The organism is Marinobacter antarcticus (genome assembly GCF_011049865.1).
GTDB lineage: Bacteria > Pseudomonadota > Gammaproteobacteria > Pseudomonadales > Oleiphilaceae > Marinobacter > Marinobacter antarcticus_A.
In genome coordinates this window covers 1-24980 of the sequence record NZ_DRGY01000146.1, presented here as the reverse complement: position 1 = coordinate 24980, position 24980 = coordinate 1, and the positions used below count along the sequence as shown (strand labels likewise).

Genomic DNA, 24980 nt, shown 5'->3' with positions numbered 1-24980 from the left:
GTTTATTTCCGGTGGCGTTGGCATCACACCCCTCTACAGCATGCTAAAAGAAGCGTTGGCATCAGGCATCGCAGCCGACAACATACAATTTGTTGAATGCAGCCGCAGCGCCGAGCATCAGATCTTTCGCACAGAGCTGGCAGAGCTAAAAGCATCAACCGGGCTGAACCTGCGGCTCGCGTTTGAGTTTGGTGAAGGTGCGGACTGGGTTGGGTACTTGTCCGCTGACATTCTCGACCAATGGCTGACCGACAAATCCGCCCACATCTACTTCTGTGGACCTATGCCGTTTATGGCAGCCCTCAAGAGCATACTGAACAGCATCGGCTTCCCTGATGATCAGTTGCACTACGAAGTGTTCGGACCAACAACCGCACTGCCTGCAACCCACTAATGGCTTATCGCCATTGCTATCGCTGTGTGCAATAGCGAACAAACTCGATAATACCGATATACCAACCTATGGGCAGATGGGGCGATGGAACAGCCCAAATAGGACGTTGCATCATGCGCCTTAAGGACGAGTGCGCACCCGAACTACGAGTTTCAAAACCGACTGGAAAATATCAAGGAGCGACTTATGAACAGGATTATCTACATCGTTGGCGCCGTCGTTATCGTTTTGGCGATTCTCTCCTTTGTTGGTTTGCGGTAGGCCTTAATAGTTCGGGGCCGGTATTCAATCCTTTTTAGCGCTCTGAAGCGGCTTATGCGCGGGGCTAAAGAATGGCCATGCACAAGCCGAACATAGCGCTATTTGAAACCAACCGATCCGAAATCCGAGAAGACCTGTTCAAATGGGTCGGACTGGACAATCGCGCTCCCTGCCAAAAAATGTTCTGCTAAAACAACACACTGACGATACCGACGGTGCTGACCACGAGCAGCACCACGCCCAGCAGGCGGAAAAACACCGGTGTTTCCGCCTGCAGAATACGCTCGTGAAAACGCAGCCCGATCACGTGCCCTAATGCGGCACAGGGCAGCAACCACAGGTGATGAATCAACTGCAGATCAAGCCCTACCCAGATGAACGCCGCCAGCTTGATCAGTACCAGAATGAACCAAAGACCGAACAGCGTATCGCGCAGTTTCTCCCGCGCCACGTGCTGCGCCGCCACCGCAATAATCAGCGGCGCGCCGATCAGCGAGGTGCCGCTAATGTAACCACCGGCCATCAACAGGGCCACATCCACGGATTTACTGTTGCTGCGAAACGGCCGGTTCGCGATGTACGACACCGAGTAAATTCCGACAATCACAAAAATAATCGCACTCAACACATTGGCCGGCAGCGTAAACAAGCCCAACACGCCAATCAGCTTGGGCACCAGCATAATGCGCAGCATTCGCCACAGGTAGGGCCAGTCAACGGTGCTTTCTCGCGCGTTTGTGGCGGCATCCGGCCCAAATCCGGTTAATGTTTGGCGGCCCTTATCGCCTTTGCCTTCGCGATTGCCGCGATTGTTCATCCAGATGGTCAGAGATGAAAACACCAGCAGGTGCACCGCGATGATGGGCAGAAATACCAGCGGATCGTCTTTCACCAGCAGCAGGAATGGCAGCGACAGCACGGCCCCGCCAAAGCCCAGCCCGGAACGCACAAAGCCGCTCCAGATAAAAATCAGCGCGATCAGGCCATACTGAATTAAGGAAAGATCTGACATAACATCCTAAGCGGTAGCAAACGTTCATGAAAGTGTAACGGTTTTCCATAAAAAACACCGGGCAAAGCCCGGTGCAACATTCTTTATTTATCCGCCAAGGCGGCGTACCAAAGCGTTTAATCGCTCACTGGCCCCTCTTTCATGGCAGAGTGCATGCGCCGGCGTAGTATAGGCCCGACCAGTGTTGGCAACACCAGGCCCAGGCCGGCAACCAGCCACAAACCGATGGCCAGGGGGCTTGACCAGAGTGTTGTCCAGTCGCCGTCAGACAAGATCAGCGCATGGCCCAGATTTTTTTCCATTTCCGGCCCCAACAGCAGGCCCAGAATAATGGGCACCATGGGAATCTCCAGCTTGCGCAGAATGTACCCGCCAACCCCGAACACGATCATGAAGTACAGATCAAACGTGCTGTGGCTGATAGAGTAAATACCCACAAACGCCACCATGGTTACAATCGGTAGCAGGTACATAGGCGGCACGGATAACAGCCTCACGAACACCCCGATCATCGGAATGTTCAGCACCAGCAGCAGTACGTTGCCGATCAACAGCGCAGCAATCACGCCCCACACAATGTCGGCATGCTGGGTGAACATCAGCGGCCCAGGCGTGATGTTCAGGGAAATCAGCATGGCCAGCAACACCGCCGTGGTGCCACTGCCCGGCACACCCAGAGTCAACATAGGTACCAGGGCGCCAGACGCCGCACCGTTATTGCCCGCTTCTGGTGCCACTACGCCCCGAATGTCGCCTTCGCCAAAGCGGCCTTTTTTGCCCAACACCGTTTTTTCCAGGGTGTAGCTTATAAAGCTGCCCAAAGACGCACCGGCACCCGGCAGCACACCGGCAATGAAGCCCAGCACACCGCCGCGCAGTTGGGTGGGAATGGTCGACACAATCTCTTTAAAGGTCAGTGTGAGCTTGCCCACTTTCACTTTGCTGCGGCCTTTACCCATTCGTGCTTCGACAAAAAACAGCAGCTCGGAGATGGCAAACAGACCCACAATCGCCAGAATGAAGTCAATGCCCTCATACAGCTCCAGCACACCGCCGGTGTAACGCTGGGTGCCGGTGGATATGTCGATGCCCACGGTAGAGATCATAATGCCCAGCACGGCGGCAATGACCGTCTTCATCGGATTTTTGCCGGTTATACCGCCCAACGTGGCGAACGCCAGCAAAAACAGCGCGAAGTATTCCGCCGGCCCAAAGGTTAGTGCAAATCGCGCCAGCACCGGTGCCAGCATGATCAACCCTACGGTGCCAATCAGGCTGCCCGCGAAAGATGCAATCGCCGAGATGGCCAAGGCATCCGCCGCACGGCCGTTTTGCGCCATGGGATAGCCGTCGAGGCACGTCATCATGGCCGGTTCGTCGCCCGGAATGTTCAGCAAAATCGACGAAATTCGCCCGCCGTACATGGCGCCAGCGTAAACCGAGGTAAGCAGAATCATGGCGGTTTCAGGCGGCAGCCCCAGGGTGAAGGCCAGCGGAATCAGAATGGCCACACCGTTCGCCGGGCCCAAGCCTGGCAGGCAGCCAATCAAGGTGCCCACAAAAGCACCAAACAGAGCGAACATCAGGTTATACGGCGTTAACGCCACCGCAAACCCGTCCATCAGAAAGCCAATGGTTTCCATAATCAAAAGCCTCCCAGCAAGCCATTGGGCAGGCTCAACGACAAGCCATAGTTGAACAGCCCGAACACCACAACAGCGCTTACCAGACCGGTCACAAACGCCCCTTTGGGCGGTGCGCCCATGCGCCAACTCAGGGTACCCACGGCCAGGGTGGTGGCAATGATAAAGCCCAATGGCTCCATCAGCAGCGCGTAAATCACCAGCACAATGATCGAAATCACCAGCTCCAGGGCCGATTTCCCTACGGGCCATTGGGCGTCAGTATCTGGCTTGATCATCAGGTACAGGCTGCCCACCACCAGCACAGTCGCCAGTATGGTGGGGAAGGTTTCCGGCCCTAATCCCTCGGAACCGCCGAAGGGTTCAGGCCATTGTTGCGCCACCCAGCCATAGGCAAACGCCAGCACCAGCAGGCACAATCCCAGAATACGGTCACCCATGGCGGTCATTTTAGAAGACCAATTTCCCGAGACAGGTTTTCAATGTCTTTCACTTGATTGGTCACAAAGTTTTCAAACTCACCGGCTTTGGGATGGAACGGAATCAGGCCGTTGCTTTTCATCACGGCTTTCCACTCTTTGCTGGCGTAAACGGTGTCGATCGCGTCTACCCAATACTGCTGAGCTTCTTGTGGGGTGTCTTTGGGCATGTAAAATCCGCGCCAGTTCGGGCCAAGCGCATCAATTCCCTGCTCGCGGGCCGTCGGAATGTTGCTGAACTTACCCGGCAGACGCTCCTCTGACAGCACCGCCAGTACGCGCAAATCACCGGATTCCATAAAACCGGTGGCTTCTGAAACGTCACCGGTAAAGGCATCAACCTGGCCGCCGACAACCTGGGTCATGGCTTCGCCGCCGTTGTTGTACGACAGGTAAGGAATGGATGGCAGTTTGTCAGCGCCTGCGGCCTTTGCCGCAATAAGCACCTTCAAGTGATCCCAGCCGCCACGAGCGCTGCCGCCGGCGAATTTGACCGCGCGCGGGTTCTCTTTCAACGCGTCCATCAATTGGTTCAGGTTTTCATATTTGGAATCTTTACTGACCGCGATGATGCCGTAGTCTGCGCCCAGCGCGCCGATCCACTTCACCATGGACGCATCCATACCGGGAAATTGCTTTTGCGCCAATCGAGTCGTGGTTGCAGTCGATGCTGCGACAATCAGCTGATCGTCGTTTTTACGCTTGCTGACAGTGTGGGCGTAAGCTACGCCGCCGCCTGCGCCAGCCATGTTCACGGTTTGTACCGACCCGTCTACCAGGTCAAGTTGTTGCATGACGTTACCCACACTGCGGCAGGTGAAATCCCAACCGCCGCCCGGATCAGCCGGTGCCAGGCACTCTACTTTGCCGCTGGGCTGCCACGCCATGGCAGACATACTGAAGGTAGCCGCAGCCACAAATGCTATTGTTGTTTTGATAAACATACACATTGCCTCTTGGTTGTTTCAGCTAACACAGTAGAAGGCAATGCGTAATTACAGAAGTTTGCGGGCGTAACGCATTTAAAAAAACTACTGTGCATTGTGTTCATAAAGTTCACGGACAAACACAGTGGCGGTGTTTTACCCTGAGCAACACGGAACACAGCGCCGATGGACCAATTTGACTGAAGCCTATGCCTGCAAAGCGACGAACAAAACTCAAAACCCGTATGATTCTCACCCTTGGTCTGGTGAGCGCTCTGCAAACGCTGTTTATTGGCGTGTTTGCCGGTTATTACCTCAGCCAATCCCTGTACAACGAGATTGGCCAGCGCGCCCTGATGGTTGCCAAAACCATTGCCGCCAGCCCGGCGATTATCCGTGGCATACAACAACGGGATATTGAGGAGCTCAACACCCTCGCACGCACCCTGGCCACCACCAACGAAGCGCTGTTTATTGTGATTGGCGACCACAAATCCATTCGTCTGGCGCACCCGTCACCCGAACGCATCGGCCACTCCATGGCCGACGACGACGGCGATTTCGGCCGCCGCGCGCTGGTGGATGGCGAGGGCTACATCTCCCGCGCCCAAGGCAACCTCGGCGAATCCATGCGCGGCAAAGCGCCGGTGTTTGAACCGGCCAGCGGCGATATCATTGGCATCGTGTCGGTGGGCTACAGCGTGCGCCAGGTGGAGGCCACGGTGCAGCGCTATAACTTTGTGCTGTACGGCGTTCTGGGCGTGGTGTTGCTGGTTAGTATTCTGGCGGCGGTGGTTATTGCCAGCCGTTTCAAGCGCGCAATTTTTGGCCTGGAGCCGGAAGAAATCGCCGGCCTGTTCCAGGAGCGCAACGCCACGCTGCAGTCAGTGCGCGAAGGCATTATTGCCATCAACCGCGACGGCATTATTACCACGGTGAACCGCGCGGCTTTAACCACGCTTGGGCTGGATACCGATGCCGCCGTGGCGGGCCGCCCCATTCTGGACGTGTTGCCAGAAAGTGATCTGCTGTCTGTTCTGGCTACCGGCACGCCGGATTTCGACCGCGAGGTGTGGATGCGCAACCGCCAGATGGTGGTCAACCGTTTGCCCATGCGCCAGGGCGATCAGATTATCGGCGTGGTGGCCAGCTTCCGCCTGCGCAACGAACTGGACCAGGTAAGCCAGCAGCTCACCCGCATCCAGCAATACGCAGACACCCTGCGCAGCCAGACCCACGAATACTCCAACAAACTGCACACCATTGCCGGGCTGATCCAACTGGGCGCCTATAACGACGCACTGGGCCTGATCGGCAGCGAAGTCAGCAGCCATCAGGCGCTGATTCACCTGGTGCTGGAAGCCGTACCCGACCCCATTATTGCGGGCTGCCTGCTGGGCAAACACAACCGCGCCCGTGAGATGGGCCTGCATCTAGATATAGACCCACAAAGCCAGATGGCGAACCTTCCAGACAACCTGCCCCGTGAACAGCTGGTGAGCGTGCTGGGCAATCTGATCGATAACGCCCTGGAAGCCACACTCCGCCACACGGGCGCCAACGGCCGGGTGCAGCTGTCGATGACCGACCTGGGCCAGGAGCTGATTTTTGAAGTGGAAGATCAGGGCCCGGGTGTGGCACCGGAGGTGCAAAATCGAATCTTTGAAAAAGGCGTGACCAGCAAAGCCAGCGGCGAGCACGGTTTTGGGCTGCATCTGGTGCGCCAGTTTCTGGACAGCTGGGGCGGCTCGGTAACGGTAGAAAGCCTGAGCGACGCTGGCGGCAGTCGCTTTACCTTATATTTACCCAAAAATCCCACCGGCAGGAGCCAACCGTGACCCCCATCCGACTGCTGATCGCCGAAGACGATCGCCAGATTGCCGAAATCCAGCGCCGCTTTATTCAGCGTCTGAGCCAGGTGGAACTGTGCGGCATCGCCCACACCCTGGCCGACGCCCGGGAACAGGCCGAGGTGCTGCAGCCTGATCTGATACTGCTGGATGTGTATTTTCCCGACGGCAACGGCCTGGATTTATTGCGGGAACTGCGTGCCAGCAACAACAGCAGCGACGTGATTCTGATTACCGCCGCAAAAGAAGTGGAAACGCTGCGTATCGCCCTGCGCGGCGGGGTGTTTGATTACATTCTGAAACCCCTGGTATTCGAACGCCTGGAAGAAGCCATCAACCGCTACTGCGATCACCTTGCGCGCTTGGCAGCCCTAAACCACCTGGGCCAGGACGAAGTAGACGCCCTACTCCCGCGCAACGCCGGCGACGCAGGTAACGATAACGCTCACCGGCTACCAAAGGGCATAGACGTCATCACGCTGGACAAGATTCGCGAGGTGATTGCCGACGGCAAACCCTGGAGTGCGGAGGAAGTGGGCAGCGCCATGGGGGCATCGCGCACCACGGCCAGGCGCTATCTGGAATACATGACCGGCACCGGCACTCTGGCAGCCGAGGTAAGCTATGGCAGCATTGGCCGGCCAGAGCGGCGCTACCGGATGCAGCGCCTGCCGACCTGAGTGTTAACTTAATATTTCAACGTGAAATCCGTGGACTCCCAGCTAAACCGAGTTGCCGGGATACAACGAACTGGCGGTATTCGGTGCTCGTCAAAAACGGCACCATTGAGAGAATGTTCGTTGAGCCAGCCCTGCTTGGCGATCGTTTAGCCAAATAAAGAACAAAGGACAGAGTTTATATCTGTCCTTTGTTGCTGAAGATGGTCAGGTCGCGTTCCTGAAACCGCCGACAAGGTAATTGAAAAACAAGCCGTAAACGACCGCTAGCGGGATTGCCACCACCAACGTAGCGGCCATCAGTTCCGGCCAAAAGAACACATCACCACGAATCAGCTCGGTTGGCACACCGGCACTGATGGTGCGAGCGGCAGACCGAGTGATGAACGTTGCTGCATAAATGTAATTTCCCAGTGACAGCGAAAAAGCAAAAACGGCGCAAGCACCAATACCCGGCCAAACTTGTGGCAAGAGCACGCGATAAAAGGTTGTGAACTGACCACAGCCGTCAAGCATGGCAGCCTCATCAAGGCTTCGGGGCACAGAGCGGAAAAATCCCAGCAACAACCAGGTACAAAAAGGCACGGTAATGGTGGGCAGCACTATCACCAGCGACCAGATGGTATTGGCGACACCCAGCCATACCACTATTTGATACATGGGGATAAACAACAGGCTTGGAGGAATCAGATAGACCAGGAAAATAGCCATTCCCGAACGCTCACCCCAACTGCCTGTCAGCCGTGCTAACGAAAAAGCAGCTGGGATAGACAAAACCATTGTAATAAGCACAACGAAAATGCCGACAATGGCCGAATTCTGCACAAAAAGGCCAAAGTTTGACTCTGTAAACAGGAAAATCAGGTGATCCAGGGTCGGCGGTTCATTGTAGAAAAACGGTACCGTACCCACCGAGTACATATCGCTGTCGCGCTTGAACACGGTTACCAGCGCCCAGAGTAGAGGCACTATGGAGAACAGCGTTAAAAAACCGATGCCGCAATAAAATCCGATTTTGCGCAACACGCCTTATGCCTCCTGCGAGCGGTAAGCCGCACGCAACGCGAGAACCGACGCCACCAGCAAAAAAGGAAACAGGAACAGCGTAATCGCCGCCCCCTGCGCCAGGCTACCGCCCTGGATCCCCTTCAGGTAAGCCCAATAAGGCAACACTTGCGTGGAGTGGCCGGGACCACCTCGGGTCAACAACTGGACCAGCGACATTTCGCCGATCACCAGCAGCCCGGTAAACAGAATGGCAACAATCAGCATCGGCTTGAGCGCCGGCAGCGTAATTCGGAAAAGGATCCGGAAAACGCCAGCACCGTCAATTCGCGCCTGCTCAAAGCGCTCCTCGGGAATCGACATACGCCCCGCCAGCACGATAATCGTGGCCAACGGCAACATGCGCCAGGTATCCGTCACAATGACCGACGCCAGCCCAAGCCATTCACGGCCCAGAAAATACAAATGATTGAACGGGCCCCAGACACTACCCGGGCCAAGCAGGTTCAGTTGAACAAGAACCCAGTCAACAGGGCTGAAGGTAGAATCCAGAAACCACATCCAAACGATCGCTGTCAGCGATACGGGCAGCGCCCAAGGCAGAATGAAGATCATTTGGAACAGGCGTTTGCCCCGAAAGGAATGCACTAACAGCTCGCTGGCCAGAGTAGCCAACACCAACACTAACGCGAGCGTCCCCGCGGTTACGATCAGGCTATTGCGCAGCGCCAGCTGAAAGGCATCGGTCTGCATAACAGCGCTGAAATTGGCGAGGCCGACAAACTTGTCCAGTGAAGGGTCGCCAATGGTAGCGTCACTCATGCTTAGCGCAATCGCCAGCAGAAACGGAAAGCCCACAAACGCGATCACGTAAAGCACCGCTGGGCCAAGCATCAGCCAAGCCAGCACTTTTGGCTGATCCAGCCAGGCGCTCAAGCGCCCCATGCGGCCACGCGGTTGTGGCACACCGGAATGCTGTTGCGTGCTCATGCTGGCACCTCAGCCCGCGCCTGGCGCTTGCCACTGGCACGGTCAAACAGACAAACATCCTTGCGTTGACCCACCATGCGACACTTCTGACCCGAGACAAAATCAGGGTGAGAGCTGGCAGGCAGGCGGGCTATTACATGCAACTCCTGGCCATGAGTATCTGCATCAGATTGGGCCTGACCATGCGCCAACCATTCGGACCCCAGGTACTCGATGTGTTCGATGGTGACGGCCAGATCAATAAATACGTTCGACACGTCACCCTCCGGATCCACCAGCATGTCTTCAGGGCGTATGCCCGCCACGGTCGTCTCGTTGATAGGTATAAGGTTCATGGGCGGGTTGCCGATGAACCCTGCAACGAACAAATCGGCCGGGTCGTTATATAACTCCTGAGGCGTACCAACCTGGTGCAGACGCCCCTCATTGATAACAGCAACACGATCGGCCAGCCCCATGGCTTCCACCTGATCATGAGTAACATAAAGCGTGGTTATGCGGGTTTGATCGTGCAGTTCGCGTAATTCCGCCCGCGCCCGGCTACGAATTTGCGCGTCCAGTGCCGACAAGGGTTCATCAAAAACGAACAGATCCGGATCGCGGACCAATGCCCGCGCCAGCGCTACCCGTTGCTGCTGCCCGCCAGACAAGCGGTTGGGCCTGCGATCAAGCAGATCTTCGACACCCAACATGCTTGTCGCCTTGTTCAAGCGTGCTTCGTGTTCGTGCTTGGGCACCTTCCGTGAAACCAAGGGAAACAGAATGTTGTCGCGCACAGTCATATGGGGATACAGCGCAAACGACTGGAACACCATAGCCACATTACGGTGCTGAGGCGGCACGTTTACCACAGACTGGCCATCAACGAGAATGTCGCCTGCAGTAGGCGATTCCAGGCCCGCCACCATGCGCATGAGCGTACTCTTGCCTGATCCGGACGGGCCCAGTATTGCCATAAACTCTCCGCTTTCGAGCTGCAAGTCGACATGGTCAACGGCCTTGATCGAACCATAATGCTTTTCCAGCGCGCGCAGAGTTAACACCGTCATGTGTTTTCCTCAGTTAGTTATCACCACTGCCAACAAACCCACGGTCTCGCCACTTCTTGAAAATCTTATTGATCTGATCCGTAGCATCCTTAAGCGCTTGCTCCGGCGATTTTGTCCCATTGGCGGCGTTGGCCATCATGGTTGAGATAACGTGAGTCTGGTACACCTCACCGACGGCCGGGTTGGCATAGCCTGGATAGCCCGGCCATACAGTCCAGTCTTCGGCTGTTTTCATAAACGCCATCTTGTCGGCTGGCTCCGAACCCCATGGGTCATTATCCAGCCACCCGCCATCGGCATAGAGTTGCGGTACCTGTTTGGCAAATGCCGGAAAATTGTACAGCTTGGAGTTATAGGTCGCATGGCTGTAGTTATTTTCCAGATCCAACATGAAGTTCTTGGCAGACTGGATCTCGTCTGGATCCGTCACGTATTTGGGCATTACGTAAGTAAACCAGATGTGCGCCGGCATATGGACTTCACCACCTGGGCCTTTAAGGCCGGGCCGGAAGCTGGTGTTTTGAGTGACTGGCTTGCCAATATCCTGGGCGCTGCGGAAGAACGAGATGGAGTTCTGGATATACGACGCCGTGCCAGCAATGTAAGCCTGGTTATTCGATGCCGGGTTCCAGGCAAATACCTCTGGCGTCAGCGCATTCTCGAACAGCTCCTTGATGTATTTGACGGCCGCGAGGGTTTCCGGCGAGTCAATTGTGACATTGCCGTTTTTATCCTGCAGAGCGCCGCCGAACGACCAGATCAGCGCGCGGGCAAAGAACTCCGAGTCCAACTCCGGTGACAGGCCAACAGCGACTGGCGTGCCTGTATCCTGAAGGATTTTGGCCCCGCCCTTCAGCAGGTCATCATAGGTCTGGGGGCCATCAGGGTAACCGGCATCCGACCAGAGATCCGAACGATAAACGCCGGGATCGACAACCCAGCCGTGGCAGAACCCATACCATTGATCTTTTGCGGGCAGATAGCTGGTGTAGCGACAGGTGTCGGCTTGATCACCAAACTCTGTCTCCGCTGCGGCATTGAGATCATCCAACGACTGCAGACCTTCAATGAACGAAGAAGGTGCGGCGTTCATTTCCACCAGTGTTGGCCCCTGCCCCGCAGCAATCGAGGCTGACAGGGTGGCGGGTATATCACCGAGGCTGATGTGATTGATCGTCACCTTGACGTTATGTTCATCTCCCCATTTCTGGGCGTACTGACCAAACCACTCATCGTAACTCGGAACAAAGTGGCTCCATTGGGTAATGCTGATGGCTGTGCCATCGGGGTATTGCGCAGGAAACGTGATGTCTCCGTAATCGGTAGGAAACTTCTGTGGTGAAGGCTTGAATTCATCCTGGGCGCTAGCAGTCCCGGCAATACCGATGGCCAAGGCAGCGAAAGCGCCAGTCATGAATTTTGTTACGCTTTTACAGCGTAACGACTCAACGTATGACATGGCGAATTACCCCCGCTTAACGATTGATACGCTCTTTAAATTTAGGCCTTTGTGGAATATTGTCAAATTTTGAGCTTCGCCAATTGCAGCAGCCCCCGCATAGGCCCGTATTCACCGAAACGGCGGCTCATCAAAGCTACGCAGCTTGCGCGAATGCAGGGTGTAACGCTCGCTGCGCATCAGTTCCAGCGCGCGGATGCCGATATGCAAATGCTGGGCAACCGCTCTCTCGTAGAACGCCCCTGCGGCCCCGGGCAGCTTGATTTCACTGTGCAGTGGCTTGTCGGACACACACAGTAGGGTGCCGTAAGGTACACGCAACCGATAACCCTGGGCGGCGACCGTGCCGCTCTCCATATCAACCGCGATGGCGCGGGCGAGGTTAATTTGCGGGCGCTCCTGCGCCCAGCGCAGCTCCCAGTTACGATCATCGTAGGTTAATACCGTGCCGGTGCGCAGCCGGCGCCGGAGCGTATCCCCCTCCTCGCCGGTGATCTCCGCAGCAGCCTGCTGCAGTACCTGCTGTACTTCGGCTAACGCAGGCAGTGGAATGTACGGCGGCAGTACCCGATCAAGGATGCCGTCTCGGCGCATATAAGCATGGGCCAGTACATAATCACCCATCACCTGCGACTGCCGCAGCCCGCCGCAATGACCAATCATCAGCCAGCAGTGCGGGCGCAGTACAGCCAGATGGTCGGTGATGTTTTTGGCGTTGGAAGGCCCCACGCCAATGTTCACCAAAGTAATACCCTGGTCGGACTCGGTCGCCTTCAGGTGGTAGGCTGGCATCTGGAACCGGTGCCAGACCACGGAGTCTATAATCGCCTGCATTTCATCTTCGGCCATACCCCGCTCAACCACAACATTACCGGGCAATACCATGCTCTGAAAGCGTGATTCGCCCTGCAGCATATTCAGCCCGTGCCGAATAAACTGATCAACATAACGATGGTAGTTAGTCAGCAGTATCCACGGCTGCACATGCTGCCAGTCGCTGCCGGTGTAATGCACCAGCCGGCGCAATGAAAAATCCGTGCGCGACGCATCAAACAACGCCAACGGCATTTGCTCCAGCTCCTGCCAATCGTACAGGCCATCGGCGGTGCTATCGTTGGTGGCAGACAAATCGGTGCTGGGGAATACCCGCGCCAGCTCGATGGCGGTAACACCCGAAGCGCCCAGCTCATCGCCTTCCTCAACAACATAGGGATAGGGAATGTTGAGCTGGCTCAAACCCACCTCCACAACTACGTCGAAATCCCTCATCATGTGCCTCAGTTGGCTTTCCAAATAACGCCTGAAGGCCTCTGGCTGAGTTACCGTAATACTGTAAACACCGGGCACCTGCAGCCGCGCGTAGGCGCGTATGCTGCTGGGCATCTCACCCTGGGATTGATACGTCAAACGCAGCTCTGGGTAACGGAAGGCGCTTTGGGCATCCTGCGGCAGCTCGCGATCATTAATATACTGCTTCAAAGCCGCGCGCAGTGCGCTGGTTGCTTTCTCATACAGCGTAGCAAGACGATCAACCGCCGCTTCAGGGGTGGTCACTTCAATAAAATCATCAGCACGAGAAAGTGTCATGACAGGCCTCAGAGTTGTTTAACTGCCTTCATGTTGCCGGCTGCAGCGGCTGCGGCCAAACACCCGCACATACAATTACTCGCTCGGCTCAAACATCGATAAATCGAGCACAACGCTGTCCCCTAACCAGTATGCGTAAAGTGTATGGTCTTCCAAATCATTGCCGGACAACGCGTGTATTAGGATCGTGAGACCATCTCTATTTAAGTCGAGCCACGTTACAAATTCATTAAAATGCTGGGCACCAAATGTGATTTGGCAACTCCACTTTGGGTGAGGTCCAATCGTCTTTTGGTGAATGCGACCGACTTTCAGGCCGAATGTCTGACCAGCCTGCTCACACAAAGAGGTCGCAAAGGACAATGTCTCTTTCTCAAAATATATATGGGCGTGGTAAGCCTTATGAGAATTAACAGGGCGCTTAACGTCTTTCATTGAGTTCTCCATTCGCCTTAACGCAGCCATAGAGGGCGAGCAACGCGATTGATTAGCTGTTCACGAGCATAAATGCCCGAAGCTGTCGCTCCTCGCTCATAACATAGAGTATAAGGATCCGCCTCTAACTTTCACGATAAACAATGCCACATGGAGGTGCCACTCTGACTTCCGCTGACGCAGCCTTGCTCGCGGCCTGTTATCGTTGTAGTTTCTATACGCACCGCCCAGGAAGGGCCTCGAGTAAAAGGATTTAAACGATGGAATCTGAGCAACGCGAACACATCTCCACCGTCATAAACTACTTCTGGAGCGAAGGTACAACGTCCCCGGAATCCGTCAACCAAGGTATGGCACACGTTGCCTATGAAGCTCTTCAGGAGGCGCAGTCCTGCTCCGCTGCAATGGACTTGGTTCCCCGCCCAGCCTCTGGCCGCCCCGGCATGAGCTATCTCGTTAAGCAAGTGGCAAAGATTGGAAAACGAATCGCATCCGGTGATACGCAAGTTTACGAGAGTTGTCGCCAACGAGTAGCGGTTAATTACCGAACCGAAATGGAAATGGCAAAACAGGGACTGTGACATGAAAAAACGGGTGCTATTACTTACCACACTGGCGTTTGCTTCGATTGCTGCATGCGCTCAATCCGACCAAACAATAACGGCCGTCTTTTCTGGTATGAAATTCCAGGTACCCGAGACCCCCGTGATTGTCGGCACACTGGGACAGAGCAACAACATGCTCTTGATCAAATACTCACAGTCGGCCGGAAAGCGTTATATCAGCTTCAGCACTGAGGACAGCCTAGATACAGGTAGGTGTGAGCGAGCCGACTTTTTCATGGCCGTCATAGGAACAGAGCCAGCTAACCATTGCGATGAAACCGCCGTTACATCCTTCCAGAACGTTTTTCGGAACGGTTCAGACTCAGGCGTGTGGAACACCGATGAGCGAGACTTCTATTACTTCCTATCCGATGACGACAGATCTTTCGTCTTTTTCAGCAGTAATGACGGCCGTCTGATCAAACTTGAGTCGGACTTTCTGGATGCAAAGGATTTTCAGGCAGCATTGGGTATCGTTGAGCCCCATTAAAAGACCTCCTCCCAACTCTGGTTAGGACGGAACAGATCCCGATAGCTCAGACCTCAATGATCTTATCTGCAACAAACAGTGGCGGTTCATATTCGTTCGGATAGGCGCCGGGATTGGCGAATACTCGGGTGCCAGCAACCTGCAAATCAACGGGTTCGTGAACGTGGCCGTGAATCCACAGATCCATTTTCCCCATCAGTGCCCGCAAGTCTGAAGCAAAGGCCGGCGACAACGAATCGCCCTGATATTTTGGCGGAATACATTCCGGTAAGGGTGCATGGTGGCTAACCACCACTCGCGGCCCCGAGCACTGTTCGCTCAACGCTGCTTCAAGCCAAGCCAGGGCTTCTGTATGCAAACTCTGACTCTCGGCAATAGAGAACACCTCGCCCGCGGGCTGCTCAATAATGCGGAAATCGGGCATGAACGCGAGCGCGCGCTGTTCGGTCTGCACCGGATCATCGTCGGGGTGGCCGGCATATAGGCCAAAATCCGTCCACAATGTGGTGCCATGAAAACACACGCCGCCAACCGTCACCGTGTTGTTATCCAGCAGGTGAATTCCCAGGTGCTCAGCTTCAGCACGCAATGCTTTTCGCGTGTCGGGCATGCTTGCACCGTAGAACTCGTGATTGCCCGGAACGTAGATAATCTCCTGCCCGGAAAACCGTTCGGCAGCCCAGGCGAGGCCTTCCGTTTTACGGTGAATGTCTCCGGCGAGAATGACCACATCCGAAGCCACATAAGGCAGTTCCCGACCTTCCCGAAAACACTCAACGTGCAAATCTGACAGTATTCGCAAGCGCATACTTTTATCCCTCTGAAAACCCGCGCCAGGTTACCCCTGAAAGAAGTGCATGAAGAGTCTATTCGGTTTTATCAGTTCTTTTTGGTCAGTCCTTCAGCTCGGGAAAATCCGTTTCTGTGTAGGCATACTCGCCCTGTTCACTGCCGGCAGCATGAGTGCGTAGTTCAACACGACGAATCTTGCCGGAGATGGTTTTGGGCAACTCGGCAAATTCTATCTGTCGAATCCGCATGTACGGCGCCATGCGCTCGCGAATGAAAGCAAACAGGGCCTTTGCCGCCTCCGGGCCAGGCTCGTATTCGCGGCGTAGCACGATATAGGCCTTGGGCACGCTCAACCGCACATCGTCGGGGGCCGGCACCACTGCGGCCTCGGCCACAGACTCGTGCTCAATCAGGATAGATTCCAGCTCAAACGGGCTGACTCGATAATCCGAACTCTTGAACACGTCGTCAGCACGGCCCACATACCAGTAATAGCCATCATCGTCGCGGCTAGCCACGTCACCCGTGCGATAAAAACCGTCGTGCAGCGCCTTGGCCATGCGTTCGGGATCGTCGCGGTATTCCTGCATCAGCCCCAGCGGACGCTGGTTACGCACATCGATGGCAATCTCGCCTTCGGTGACTTCCTTATCGAGTGGATCGAGCAATGTGATCTTGTAGCCAGGTAACGGCCGGCCCATCGAGCCGGACTTCATTTCCTGCGCCGGTGGATTGCCGATCTGGGCCGTGGTTTCAGTCTGGCCGTAGCCGTCGCGGATTCTGAGGCCCCAGAGTTTTTCCACGCGTGCAATCACTTCCGGGTTAAGCGGTTCGCCCGCGCCAACCAGGCTCTTGAGTTTCACGTCATAAGCCGCCAGGTCTTCCTGGATGAGCATGCGCCAGACGGTAGGCGGCGCGCACAGCGAAGTTACGCCCTTGTCGGCGATCACTTTTAGCGTGGCGGGCGCATCGAAGCGCGGCTGGCGGTAGATGAACACCGTGCAGCCGGCATCCCAGGGTGCGAACAGGTTAGACCAGGCATGCTTGGCCCAGCCGGGCGAACTGATATTGAAATGGATATCATCGGGCTGCAGACCAAGCCAGTACATGGTCGACAAAGAACCCACCGGGTAGCTTTGATGCGTATGCAGTACAAGCTTCGGCTGGGAGGTGGTGCCCGACGTGAAATACAGCAGCATTGGATCGGTGGCGAGGGTTACGCCATCAGGCTCGAACGTCTTCTCGTGGCCATAGGCCTCTTCGTAATTGATCCACTGCTCACAAGGCGAGCCTGCGACGATGCGGACAAGCCCATCTGCCACGCCTTCAAATTTGGGAACATGCTCATTGGTGGTGAGCACATGAGTGACACTACCCCGCCCAAGCCGGTCGCCGAGATCCTTCTTCGATAGCAGCGTGCTGGCCGGAATCACCAGGGCGCCCAGCTTGATCGCGGCCAGCATGGTCTCCCAGAGTTCGCTCACATTATCGAGCATGATCAGCAGGGTATCGCCCCGTCCGAGCCCCTGTTTACGCAGAAAATTCGCGACCTGATTGGAGTTTTGTCGCATCTGTTCGAAACTGAAGCGGTACTCACTGCCGTCGGCATCTACCAGCCAGAGCGCGATCTTCTCGTTGTCTTTGGCGTAATCATCGAACCAGTCGAGAGCCCAATTGAACTCCTTCAGCTCGGGCCATTTAAACGTTTCATAGGCGCGGTCATAGTCTTCGCGCAGGTCAAGCAGTTGCTGACGAGCCGCCTTGAATGCGTCTGCCGATTGCATCGCTTTCTCCTTGTTTTACGGTCGACGGTCCGGGACCGGCCGTTATAATTGTTGTATGGTTGATTTCTGCTCAGTTTTGCAGAAAGCTCCAGCTTATAAATCCATAAAACAAAAGTTTAGCTGAGTATCTGAGCAACTGCCACGAACGCAAGGAGCAACAGCTCAACGATAACGACACATCGTCTGAGGAGCGTCTCGCCCTAAGCCGCGATCTGTTTCGGTTAGAACGCCTATACTTGCTTGATCTCTGAGGTGGAGACCACCCGCACTCATCCATGAGCACACATTGTCCCTTTTTTACTCACCTCGCGAGTGGACGGGGGCGTAGTAAAACTGCGAACGCTGCAATCAATCGGTCGCAGCAACGACCGAAATTTCGACCAGTAGCTCCGGAGACGCCATTTGAGCCTGCACGCAGGCCCGTGCTGGAGCCTCACCTGCCGGCACCCAGTTGTCCCACACCTCGTTTAAGGCTTCGAAATCGGCCATATCAGCAAGATAAATCGTTGCCGACAGAATTTTGTCGCGGCCCGAACCGATACTCTCCAGCAGCTCGTCTACCTTCTCCAGCATCCCGGTTACCTGGGCATGAATGTCGCCGTTCCTTTCCTTGGCAACCTGACCGCAAAGGTAAGCCGTGCCATTGTGTTTTACGATCTTGCTCATGCGATTATTAGTGGAAATACGCTCTATAGTCATTGCTGTCGCCTAATTGGGAAATGTGATGAATGTACAGTTAACGTAGGCTGGTTGTGCATTGCTTGTAGTGGTGCCAGAGCCTGAGAATTCACTACCCCAACCCGTTGCCCCCTACCCTTGTCCAAACGCCCCGGAGCGCCCTTCGAGTTTGCCCCGGGACATCAATACACTCAACTTGATGAATTCTGCGTGTCTTTACGTTCCTTCATCAGACTGGCAACCGTAGTAACAACCAGAATACCGACGATGATAGTGAGTGAGATCGAAGTAGGAATGTGCGGCGCCCAGGCAATCGGCTCACCGCCATTCAGGAACGGCAAGGTGTTCTCCGCCAGCGCCAGCAGGATCAACTTGATGCCGATAAAGCCGAGAATCAGCGCAAGCCCGATCCCCAGATAAACCAGCCGATCCAGCAGACCACCAAGCAGAAAGTACAACTGCAACAACCCCAGCAACGCGAAGGCGTTGGCAGTGAAAACGATGTAGGGCTCCTGAGTCAGACCAAAGATCGCCGGAATCGAATCGAGTGCAAACAATAGATCGGTGACCCCCAGTGCGATAACCACAATAAATAGCGGTGTGACGAGGCGCTTGCCATTTTTCCGGGTAAAAAAGTGCTGCCCGTGGAACTCCTCGGTGACCGGCAGGTGGCGTTGGGCAAACTTGACCAGGAAGCTAGGTTCGAAATCTTCGGCACCCTCTGGCTCTTTCTTAGTGAAACTTTCCATCGCCAAATGCCCTGCCGTATAGAGCAGAAACAACCCAAAGATATAAAAAACCCAGCTGAAATGACTGATTGCCGCCGCGCCAACGGCGATGAAAATGCCACGCATGACCAATGCAATGATGATCCCGATCATCAGCGCTTTCTGCTGGTATTGGCGCGGCACCGAGAATTTCGCCATGATAATCACGAAAACAAACAGATTATCGACAGATAGGCTTTTCTCGGTAATGAAACCAGCAAAATACTCCACGCCATAGCGACTCCCTGAGACTCCCCAGATCACGCCGCCGAAAATAATCGCCAGTGCTACGTAAAAGACCGTCCACCAACCGGCCTCCTTCATCGACGGGATGTGGGGTTTTCTCACATGGGCAAAGAAATCAAAAATGAACAGTGCAGCGAAACCGGCGAGGGTGGCGATCCAGACCCACAGGGTTACATCCATAATGCCTTACCAGTGAAAAAGAAGTTTACCCAGCCAAACCGGGCGGCTGGTTGTAATATCGACGAACACACTAGCCACCTAGCAATTCAGCCTTCGGTCCAATTGTAAGGGCCAGCGTGACGAGCATGATACAAGGCGGGGTGTGTTGCATATACAGGTTGGCGATGAATCGCGATATCAAGCAATGTACCGCCCCACCCTTATGCTTTATCCGCCACAATCTCTTTGTCTTCAATGGGGTTACACGTTTTCCGAGGCATGATTCTGACCTAGAAGTGCTGCAACAGCGGACTTAGTTTCTTGGAGTATTTCTTCCTTCCTGGCACGGCGCTCACTCACGATTTGTTGTGCCGCCGAGACTAACGAATCCCGGTCTTCACCAGTTGCCAATGCCCGAGGATCACTTGCACGCTTTATGAAATTACATGTCTTACAGGCGATAGCAAGATTCGATACATCGTCACTCCCACCGGGAACGATGTGATCCTTTTGCCATCCGTCATATGAATCCACGTCAGCCAGCATATCCTTGTCGCAGTATTCACAGTGAAAATTTGCTCTGATACCCAAATCTAACATCCAATCGGGCCAGCCTAGCTTGTTCAAAGCAGTTCGTGCTTCATCTCGGTTCATATGACTTATCCGTGTCCGATTGATTTAAACGTATAACGAGGCTACAGAAAACCCTTCTCAGAGCACAACTCTCAGCCAGTTTGTTCGATGCTACCAAAAACCCTCTGGTTTGGGGTTTTCTACAGCCTCAACGCTTAACTAAGCGGTACCCTGACATGGGCATTCCGGTGGGCGGCCTTCAGGCCGAACAAACTTACATGGCTGGCTGAATTATGCACAAGGAATGAGGTGCTCATTTAACCCCTCAATAACGGTTGCTTGCTCCGCTGGAACCTTACCTGCTGTTCCTCACCATTGATTCTGGCAAACAAGGACAGGCCATCGATGTACGGAGTGCCGACACAGACCGCCAGAGCAAGGCGATCGCTCATATGGCGAAACTTTCAGCATACGGTGGGTCTCCTGTCGGCCAGAAGCTGACCACCCTTGAAAAGCGCATAGGGCCACGACTTAGGTGGAGCCCTATGCGTTCATACATTTAGCCCATTCAGCCTTTCAGTTTCGCTTCAAGGTGCTTCATAAGTTCGCCCATTTGGTCGCTTGGGCTGAACTCAATTGCCTCGTAATCCTCGTCAACTCTAACCGTGTGTCCTGGCGGCCAGTAATATACTTCGCCGGCGTTTACCGTCTCTTCAGTGCCGTCTGCATAGGTCACATGAATGGATCCTTTGACCACGGTTCCCCAGTGCGGGCACTGGCATAGATTGTTCGGCAGTCCCTCGAGCAGCGGAGTCGCGTCTGCACCCGCGGGGAACCGGACGCGAGAGACGTTAATATCCCCCCAGTCCTGGCCCTGAAAGCAGACACCGCCCGCTTCGAGGCGAGTCGGTAGTTCGTTCTTTGCTTTCTTCATGATGTGCATTCCTCTCTTCATGTTCTGACTCGACACCCGCCGGTCGAGAACGTCCACTTTGGATTGTCGGCTCAAACGACTACTACTACTGAGAGTATAGCGGACCACCGGAAACTTCGATCTTTGCGCTGCGGAAGAAAATCGCGTAGAAAAATATAGCCTTTACATCACCGAGGGTGAGAAATAAGCCAGAGAAAAAGCTTGCTGATAATTTCGATGCTGAGCGGCCAGAATCCGCCAATTCCAATGAGGCTTTCGATCTCATGAGGCTTATACCAAACCAGATCAAATACGCGCCTGCCAAATATCTCAGGATCAAGAAAAAGCTGCCCACAACTTCTGCAAGCGCTGCCATCGCTGCAAAAAGAGCTAATATTTCGACGAGATTCATAGCGATTCCTGGACTCAACCGTCAACGCCAAACGAAGCAGCGTGCGTCGGCACGTTCGCCTTACGTGGTTTGTTACAATTTGCCTCAATTGTGGCGCGGCGCTACAATGAAGAAATGCCTTTTGAGGATATAGAAATGGCCAGTAACAGCATACGTTTAGATCAGAATCTTATTGAAAAAGCCACAATCATGGCCAAAGCACTTGACCGTACGACGCCTAAGCAAATTGAACATTGGGCAAAAATTGGTGAATTGATGGAAGACAACCCCGATTTACCATACGAATTTGTAAAGCAGGCTATCATCGCAAAAGCGGAGCGAGAAGCCGGAAAGCTTGAGGCCTACGATTTTGGTTAAGGCCACCAGTGTTTTACAGACCCCTACATTTAAGAAAGCCGTTAAAAAACTTAAAGCCAATCAAAAAAAGGACCTGGATTCAGCCATCAAGGAGCTGATGGCTGACCCCGATCTTGGAGAGCAGAAAAAAGGCGACCTTTCATTCCTACGTGTACACAAATTCAAAATGAACAAACAACTGACTTTATTGGGATACGGCTTTAATCATGGTGCCTTGGTTCTTGAGCTGATAGCTTTGGGGTCACACGAAAATTTTTACCGCGACATCAAGTGACACGAATAATTGTAACGCAAAGCTAATGTGCGCCGTTTACGGCGTCACGGTTGAGCGATTTGTTAGTAGCTTCGGCCTGAAGGCGCTCAACTAGCCAGACCTTGATGATTGACTGTCGAGTGACACCAATACGGGCCGCTTCCCGATCTAACGACTCGACAACCCAAGAAGGGAAATCCACATTAATCCGCTTTGCTTCTTGGTTTACGCGACGCGCAGTGGACAGATCAAGATCACCAACGATATCTTCCTGACCTTCCTCAAATTTTTTATCAAATTCCCTAGCTTTCATAAAGCTCTACCTCTTTCTTACGGGAACGCCTGACTGAGATCAGGCGAGGGCGTTGAGGAATCAGGTGTTGGTTTGTCAATTGCAACCGTTGTAAAAGGCAGGAGCGCGGGACGCTCCTGCCTGGAACACCTCAGGCTGCGACCATTACTCCGGCTTCCTGCCGTGTCAGCCACCAGGCCGCCACGAGTCCCCAAACCCCGTTGAAGATCAATACCAGTAAGGGTGTCAGGGTGCCCAGATCCAGACCCAGGACACCGACGCCCATCTTCATCGGAAACACCACGAGCAACTGCACGATGGTTGGCCCAACACTCAGCAGCAGCCCGCGCACGAACATGTTCAGGCTACCGAGAGGCAACAGGAACGCAAAGCTCCAGATACCGCCCCATATCATGAATGAATAAATCATCGGCGGCGTGAGCGGAGGCGCGAGACCAACCCCCAGCGCCCCAGAAATTCCCAAAACTCCGAAGAGCCAGAGTGTGAGTACGGTGGCGAGACCACCGAGGCTCCCTGCGGCGAATAAAGCAGATAGACGTGTAACCATGTCGCATTCCTTCTTTTATAGGGATTGGCAAAGTTGAGCTGTATTCGGCGGACGCCTGCGCATTGACGCTCAAAACGTCTACAACGCCCACTATATAACTTCAGCTTTGAAGTTATATAGTCTACCTGATGGCGTCAACGTGCCTGGCAGGTCCCATCGGTGGGCGGGTGGGCAATTTGCGGGGCTTACTAACGCCCCGAGGCCCAGCTTCCCCGGGCCAATTGCATAGCCCGATCGACTTCATCTGGTGGAACGTCGCCTGGCTCACCCTTTTCGAGCGGGTCATAGTGAAATACATACAGCCGGGAGGCAAACTCCGCCACCGACAACGAGGCCTCACCGTACCGTTCGCCGTGGCCCTGGGTTGAGGTGACAATCCCCTGGCCCCAGTTTTGCCCGCTGTCGTTGTTGGGGTTAAAAAAGTAAACGCGCATGCTCTCGTCTGCATCCAATGCAAGCCGCTGGATGGTGATGGCGTGCCAGCCCAGAAACCGCGTGGCGCTGTCAGTTACCGCAATGCCGGCCGGTTGTGGGCTGATCACCGGAATGTTGCCATTGTAAAAAGGATGATAGGCGGCATAGAAGTCGCGAATAAACCCTTCGAAGTCTTTAAGGTTACCGGTGAAAACGTCGACGGCTATGCGAAACCCGTGGCCGACATGATCGCCGTGGAATTCGGCGTTGACCCATTTGTGCGGATCTTCTCCGCGCCCGACGCTGCGCCGACCCATTTCAAAGTAGATGCGATCCAGGTGCGGCACGGTCAGCAGTGAAACGGCATCGACATCCACCGGAGGCTCGTTCGCAAGCCCGGTACCAAGTTCCCGCGAGGAAATACTGTTGCCTTCAAAGCGCATCACGATTTCATCGTCGCGCGCCGCCCACGCGAGGATCCGAAGCAGTTCCGCCGGCATATTGTAAGCCCACATGGACAGGGCCCGCGTCGACTGGCAGGTGGGGTAGTTCCCCTGCCCTATCCCCAACGGGCGCCCGAGCACATTGATCACGTCGGCGAGCAAAAAGCATTCCGGAGAGCGGCTGCTCCCAAAGACGGCCACAATCTTCCGGGTTGCGACGTCGCAGAGTGACAGTCGTATCTGGCGCCAAAGGGACGGCGCCACCGGAGGCGCGTAGAGAATACCCCGCTCGAGCATCATAGCCAGGCCATAGGCACACTGGCTGGTCTCGGGAAACAGGGCCTCATCAATCAGGGTGTGAATCAGCGCGGGGTAGCAGTGAAAAGCGTCGGCACCCGTGTGGCTCAGGCCCAAAGCCGTGGGAATCAGAGCGTTCCAGCGGCCACGCAAATAGCGTATGAACACCGGCATATAGGCTGAGACCAGGCCGGTGCTGTGCATGGCCTGGGCAAAAGCAATGGCCTCTTGCAGGAGGGTGGCGTCGTCCATTTCCGCCAGCCGTTCGGCGTAGACATCCAGACCGGGATCTTCACGGCAACCCTCGGTGGGACTGAACACGGCGTTGATCAGCTGCAGCGCGTCGTCGCCAACGTTGCCACCTAATGCGTCCGGTTTTTGCAGGCACACCGCAATCTGGGTCACCATTTGTTTGACACCGTCTACCTGAACCGGGCGTTGCGCCAGAATCCGCCAGACTTCGGCCACCAGATGTTCCAGAAGGTTCTCGTAGCCCAGGTGCCGGAGCAGGTAGTGATACAAATTCTGAACGGCATAACCGAGCCCATCGGGCCTCAGCCGATCGCTTTCCTGGAGGTCACCGACCACCAGATCGAGATTCATCGCCAGCACCTGCGCGAGAAAGTGCTGGGCGTGTTCTGCTGAGATAGAAGGGTGGGTGTAATCGCCTTTGGCCACCGCCAGAAGGCGAATCTGGCTCAGGCTTTCGACCAGTGTTGCGATCGACTCGCCGTGGCGCACCGTGCGCACGGCCAGGGAAGGCACCAGCGTTTGGGGAAAGTCCCAATCGCTACCGCGAAAGAAGCCGGCCGCCTCAATGGCCGGCACGCGCTCGTAGAGTGCCTCGAGGCCTTCGGGACTGAACATCAGGGCCTGTGCCGCCTCGATCACCTCGAATACTGGCGAGACGCCTTCATTAGCGTTAAGTTCAGCAAGGCGGCTAATGGCTGCGTCTAGTGGCTTCACAAGCTCACCTGACGCGCCGTTATTCCGGATTTCGGGTTCGTGTGTAGCTTTAGACATACGTTCTTACCCTCTAGCTAACCCTAGGGAAACGCTGATCAATTAACGAGAGACGACAACTAATCGCAAGCCAACGGAGTTCGGCCTGAGAGCTAATTTATTTTCTCGTTCAGCACTCAACATTTATACTTTAGCGGCAAAATTGCC

Annotated in this window: 26 protein-coding genes and 1 pseudogene; 7 read left to right on the top strand and 20 right to left on the bottom strand. The window is 54.9% G+C overall.

Features of this window, described 5'->3' with window-relative positions; all coding sequences use genetic code 11:
• A pseudogene (locus ENI00_RS17840) lies at nucleotides 1–394 on the top strand (nitric oxide dioxygenase); the annotation flags it as partial.
• 448 nt (nucleotides 395–842) lie between these two features.
• Here ENI00_RS17840 and ENI00_RS17835 read toward each other — a convergent pair.
• The 4 genes from ENI00_RS17835 to ENI00_RS17820 all read right to left on the bottom strand — a co-directional run bounded on the left by ENI00_RS17835 (nucleotide 843) and on the right by ENI00_RS17820 (nucleotide 4733).
• Nucleotides 843–1667, bottom strand: coding sequence for a TSUP family transporter (locus ENI00_RS17835; protein ID WP_304105417.1), 825 nt, complete (start codon nucleotides 1665–1667; stop codon nucleotides 843–845).
• A gap of 116 nt (nucleotides 1668–1783) precedes the next feature.
• Nucleotides 1784–3310 carry a tripartite tricarboxylate transporter permease gene (locus ENI00_RS17830; protein WP_304105414.1) on the bottom strand — a complete coding sequence of 509 codons (1527 nt, stop codon included), beginning with the start codon at nucleotides 3308–3310 and terminating at the stop codon, nucleotides 1784–1786.
• A gap of 2 nt (nucleotides 3311–3312) precedes the next feature.
• Complete coding sequence (locus tag ENI00_RS17825) at nucleotides 3313–3759, bottom strand: tripartite tricarboxylate transporter TctB family protein (RefSeq protein ID WP_304105412.1); 447 nt, start codon at nucleotides 3757–3759, stop codon at nucleotides 3313–3315.
• Complete coding sequence (locus tag ENI00_RS17820; protein WP_304105410.1) at nucleotides 3756–4733, bottom strand: Bug family tripartite tricarboxylate transporter substrate binding protein; 978 nt, start codon at nucleotides 4731–4733, stop codon at nucleotides 3756–3758. Before ENI00_RS17820 ends, ENI00_RS17825 begins: the two co-directional genes overlap by 4 nt.
• A 191-nt stretch (nucleotides 4734–4924) precedes the next feature.
• Between ENI00_RS17820 and ENI00_RS17815 the strand changes: the two genes are divergently transcribed.
• Both ENI00_RS17815 and ENI00_RS17810 read left to right on the top strand, forming a co-directional pair.
• Nucleotides 4925–6553 carry an ATP-binding protein gene (locus ENI00_RS17815; protein WP_304105408.1) on the top strand — a complete coding sequence of 543 codons (1629 nt, stop codon included), beginning with the start codon at nucleotides 4925–4927 and terminating at the stop codon, nucleotides 6551–6553.
• The gene (locus ENI00_RS17810) at nucleotides 6550–7245 is read left to right on the top strand and encodes a response regulator (RefSeq protein ID WP_304105407.1); all 696 of its coding nucleotides are present in this window, start codon (nucleotides 6550–6552) and stop codon (nucleotides 7243–7245) included. Before ENI00_RS17815 ends, ENI00_RS17810 begins: the two co-directional genes overlap by 4 nt.
• A gap of 204 nt (nucleotides 7246–7449) precedes the next feature.
• Here the strand turns inward: ENI00_RS17810 and ENI00_RS17805 are convergent, their stop codons facing one another.
• From ENI00_RS17805 to ENI00_RS17780, 6 genes are all read right to left on the bottom strand, one after another.
• Nucleotides 7450–8268 (bottom strand): carbohydrate ABC transporter permease, encoded by an 819-nt coding sequence (locus tag ENI00_RS17805; RefSeq protein WP_304105405.1) that lies wholly within the window; start codon nucleotides 8266–8268, stop codon nucleotides 7450–7452.
• 3 nt (nucleotides 8269–8271) lie between these two features.
• Nucleotides 8272–9237: a carbohydrate ABC transporter permease gene (locus ENI00_RS17800; RefSeq protein ID WP_304105403.1), complete on the bottom strand. Its 966-nt coding sequence runs from the start codon at nucleotides 9235–9237 to the stop codon at nucleotides 8272–8274.
• Entirely contained in the window at nucleotides 9234–10286 is a 1053-nt protein-coding gene (locus tag ENI00_RS17795; RefSeq protein ID WP_304105401.1) for an ABC transporter ATP-binding protein, read from the bottom strand. The genes ENI00_RS17800 and ENI00_RS17795 overlap by 4 nt, the downstream gene beginning before the upstream one ends.
• Before the next feature lie 13 nt (nucleotides 10287–10299).
• Nucleotides 10300–11700 carry an ABC transporter substrate-binding protein gene (locus tag ENI00_RS17790; RefSeq protein ID WP_304105399.1) on the bottom strand — a complete coding sequence of 467 codons (1401 nt, stop codon included), beginning with the start codon at nucleotides 11698–11700 and terminating at the stop codon, nucleotides 10300–10302.
• Nucleotides 11701–11856: 156 nt separating this feature from the next.
• The gene (amn, locus tag ENI00_RS17785) at nucleotides 11857–13332 is read right to left on the bottom strand and encodes an AMP nucleosidase (protein WP_304105397.1); all 1476 of its coding nucleotides are present in this window, start codon (nucleotides 13330–13332) and stop codon (nucleotides 11857–11859) included.
• 75 nt (nucleotides 13333–13407) lie between these two features.
• Nucleotides 13408–13767: a DOPA 4,5-dioxygenase family protein gene (locus tag ENI00_RS17780; protein ID WP_304105396.1), complete on the bottom strand. Its 360-nt coding sequence runs from the start codon at nucleotides 13765–13767 to the stop codon at nucleotides 13408–13410.
• Nucleotides 13768–14027: 260 nt separating this feature from the next.
• Here ENI00_RS17780 and ENI00_RS17775 point away from each other — a divergent pair, with 260 nt between their 5' ends.
• On the top strand, nucleotides 14028–14348 hold the full coding sequence (locus ENI00_RS17775; RefSeq protein WP_304105395.1) for a hypothetical protein: 321 nt from the start codon (nucleotides 14028–14030) through the stop codon (nucleotides 14346–14348).
• Nucleotides 14349–14445: 97 nt separating this feature from the next.
• A complete protein-coding gene (locus ENI00_RS17770) occupies nucleotides 14446–14862 on the top strand; it encodes a hypothetical protein (RefSeq protein ID WP_304105394.1) in 417 nt (138 codons plus the stop codon).
• Between the two features lie 46 nt (nucleotides 14863–14908).
• Here ENI00_RS17770 and ENI00_RS17765 read toward each other — a convergent pair whose 3' ends face one another.
• The 7 genes from ENI00_RS17765 to ENI00_RS17735 all read right to left on the bottom strand — a co-directional run bounded on the left by ENI00_RS17765 (nucleotide 14909) and on the right by ENI00_RS17735 (nucleotide 21186).
• Nucleotides 14909–15670, bottom strand: a complete 762-nt coding sequence (locus ENI00_RS17765) for a metallophosphoesterase (RefSeq protein ID WP_304105393.1) — start codon at nucleotides 15668–15670, stop codon at nucleotides 14909–14911.
• Nucleotides 15671–15755: 85 nt separating this feature from the next.
• Nucleotides 15756–17438, bottom strand: a complete 1683-nt coding sequence (locus ENI00_RS17760; RefSeq protein WP_304105392.1) for an AMP-binding protein — start codon at nucleotides 17436–17438, stop codon at nucleotides 15756–15758.
• A gap of 348 nt (nucleotides 17439–17786) precedes the next feature.
• Complete coding sequence (locus ENI00_RS17755) at nucleotides 17787–18137, bottom strand: RidA family protein (RefSeq protein ID WP_304105391.1); 351 nt, start codon at nucleotides 18135–18137, stop codon at nucleotides 17787–17789.
• Nucleotides 18138–18307: 170 nt separating this feature from the next.
• Complete coding sequence (locus ENI00_RS17750) at nucleotides 18308–19309, bottom strand: TerC family protein (protein WP_304105390.1); 1002 nt, start codon at nucleotides 19307–19309, stop codon at nucleotides 18308–18310.
• Between the two features lie 240 nt (nucleotides 19310–19549).
• Nucleotides 19550–19942, bottom strand: a complete 393-nt coding sequence (locus ENI00_RS17745; protein ID WP_304105389.1) for an HNH endonuclease — start codon at nucleotides 19940–19942, stop codon at nucleotides 19550–19552.
• 487 nt (nucleotides 19943–20429) lie between these two features.
• Nucleotides 20430–20795: a cupin domain-containing protein gene (locus ENI00_RS17740; protein WP_304105388.1), complete on the bottom strand. Its 366-nt coding sequence runs from the start codon at nucleotides 20793–20795 to the stop codon at nucleotides 20430–20432.
• A gap of 85 nt (nucleotides 20796–20880) precedes the next feature.
• Complete coding sequence (locus ENI00_RS17735; protein ID WP_304105387.1) at nucleotides 20881–21186, bottom strand: LysE family transporter; 306 nt, start codon at nucleotides 21184–21186, stop codon at nucleotides 20881–20883.
• A gap of 135 nt (nucleotides 21187–21321) precedes the next feature.
• Here ENI00_RS17735 and ENI00_RS17730 point away from each other — a divergent pair, with 135 nt between their 5' ends.
• Together ENI00_RS17730 and ENI00_RS17725 are read left to right on the top strand one after the other, a co-directional pair.
• On the top strand, nucleotides 21322–21543 hold the full coding sequence (locus tag ENI00_RS17730) for a TA system antitoxin ParD family protein (RefSeq protein ID WP_304105386.1): 222 nt from the start codon (nucleotides 21322–21324) through the stop codon (nucleotides 21541–21543).
• Nucleotides 21536–21817, top strand: a complete 282-nt coding sequence (locus ENI00_RS17725; protein ID WP_304105383.1) for a type II toxin-antitoxin system RelE/ParE family toxin — start codon at nucleotides 21536–21538, stop codon at nucleotides 21815–21817. Before ENI00_RS17730 ends, ENI00_RS17725 begins: the two co-directional genes overlap by 8 nt.
• 22 nt (nucleotides 21818–21839) lie before the next feature.
• On the opposite strand, the gene brnA is transcribed toward ENI00_RS17725, so the two are convergent.
• The 3 genes from brnA to ENI00_RS17710 form a co-directional block, all read right to left on the bottom strand.
• Entirely contained in the window at nucleotides 21840–22109 is a 270-nt protein-coding gene (gene brnA, locus ENI00_RS17720) for a type II toxin-antitoxin system BrnA family antitoxin (RefSeq protein WP_304105380.1), read from the bottom strand.
• Nucleotides 22110–22239: 130 nt separating this feature from the next.
• A complete protein-coding gene (locus ENI00_RS17715; protein ID WP_304105378.1) occupies nucleotides 22240–22656 on the bottom strand; it encodes a hypothetical protein in 417 nt (138 codons plus the stop codon).
• A gap of 188 nt (nucleotides 22657–22844) precedes the next feature.
• Complete coding sequence (locus ENI00_RS17710) at nucleotides 22845–24833, bottom strand: hypothetical protein (RefSeq protein WP_304105375.1); 1989 nt, start codon at nucleotides 24831–24833, stop codon at nucleotides 22845–22847.
• Nucleotides 24834–24980 lie beyond the last annotated feature (147 nt).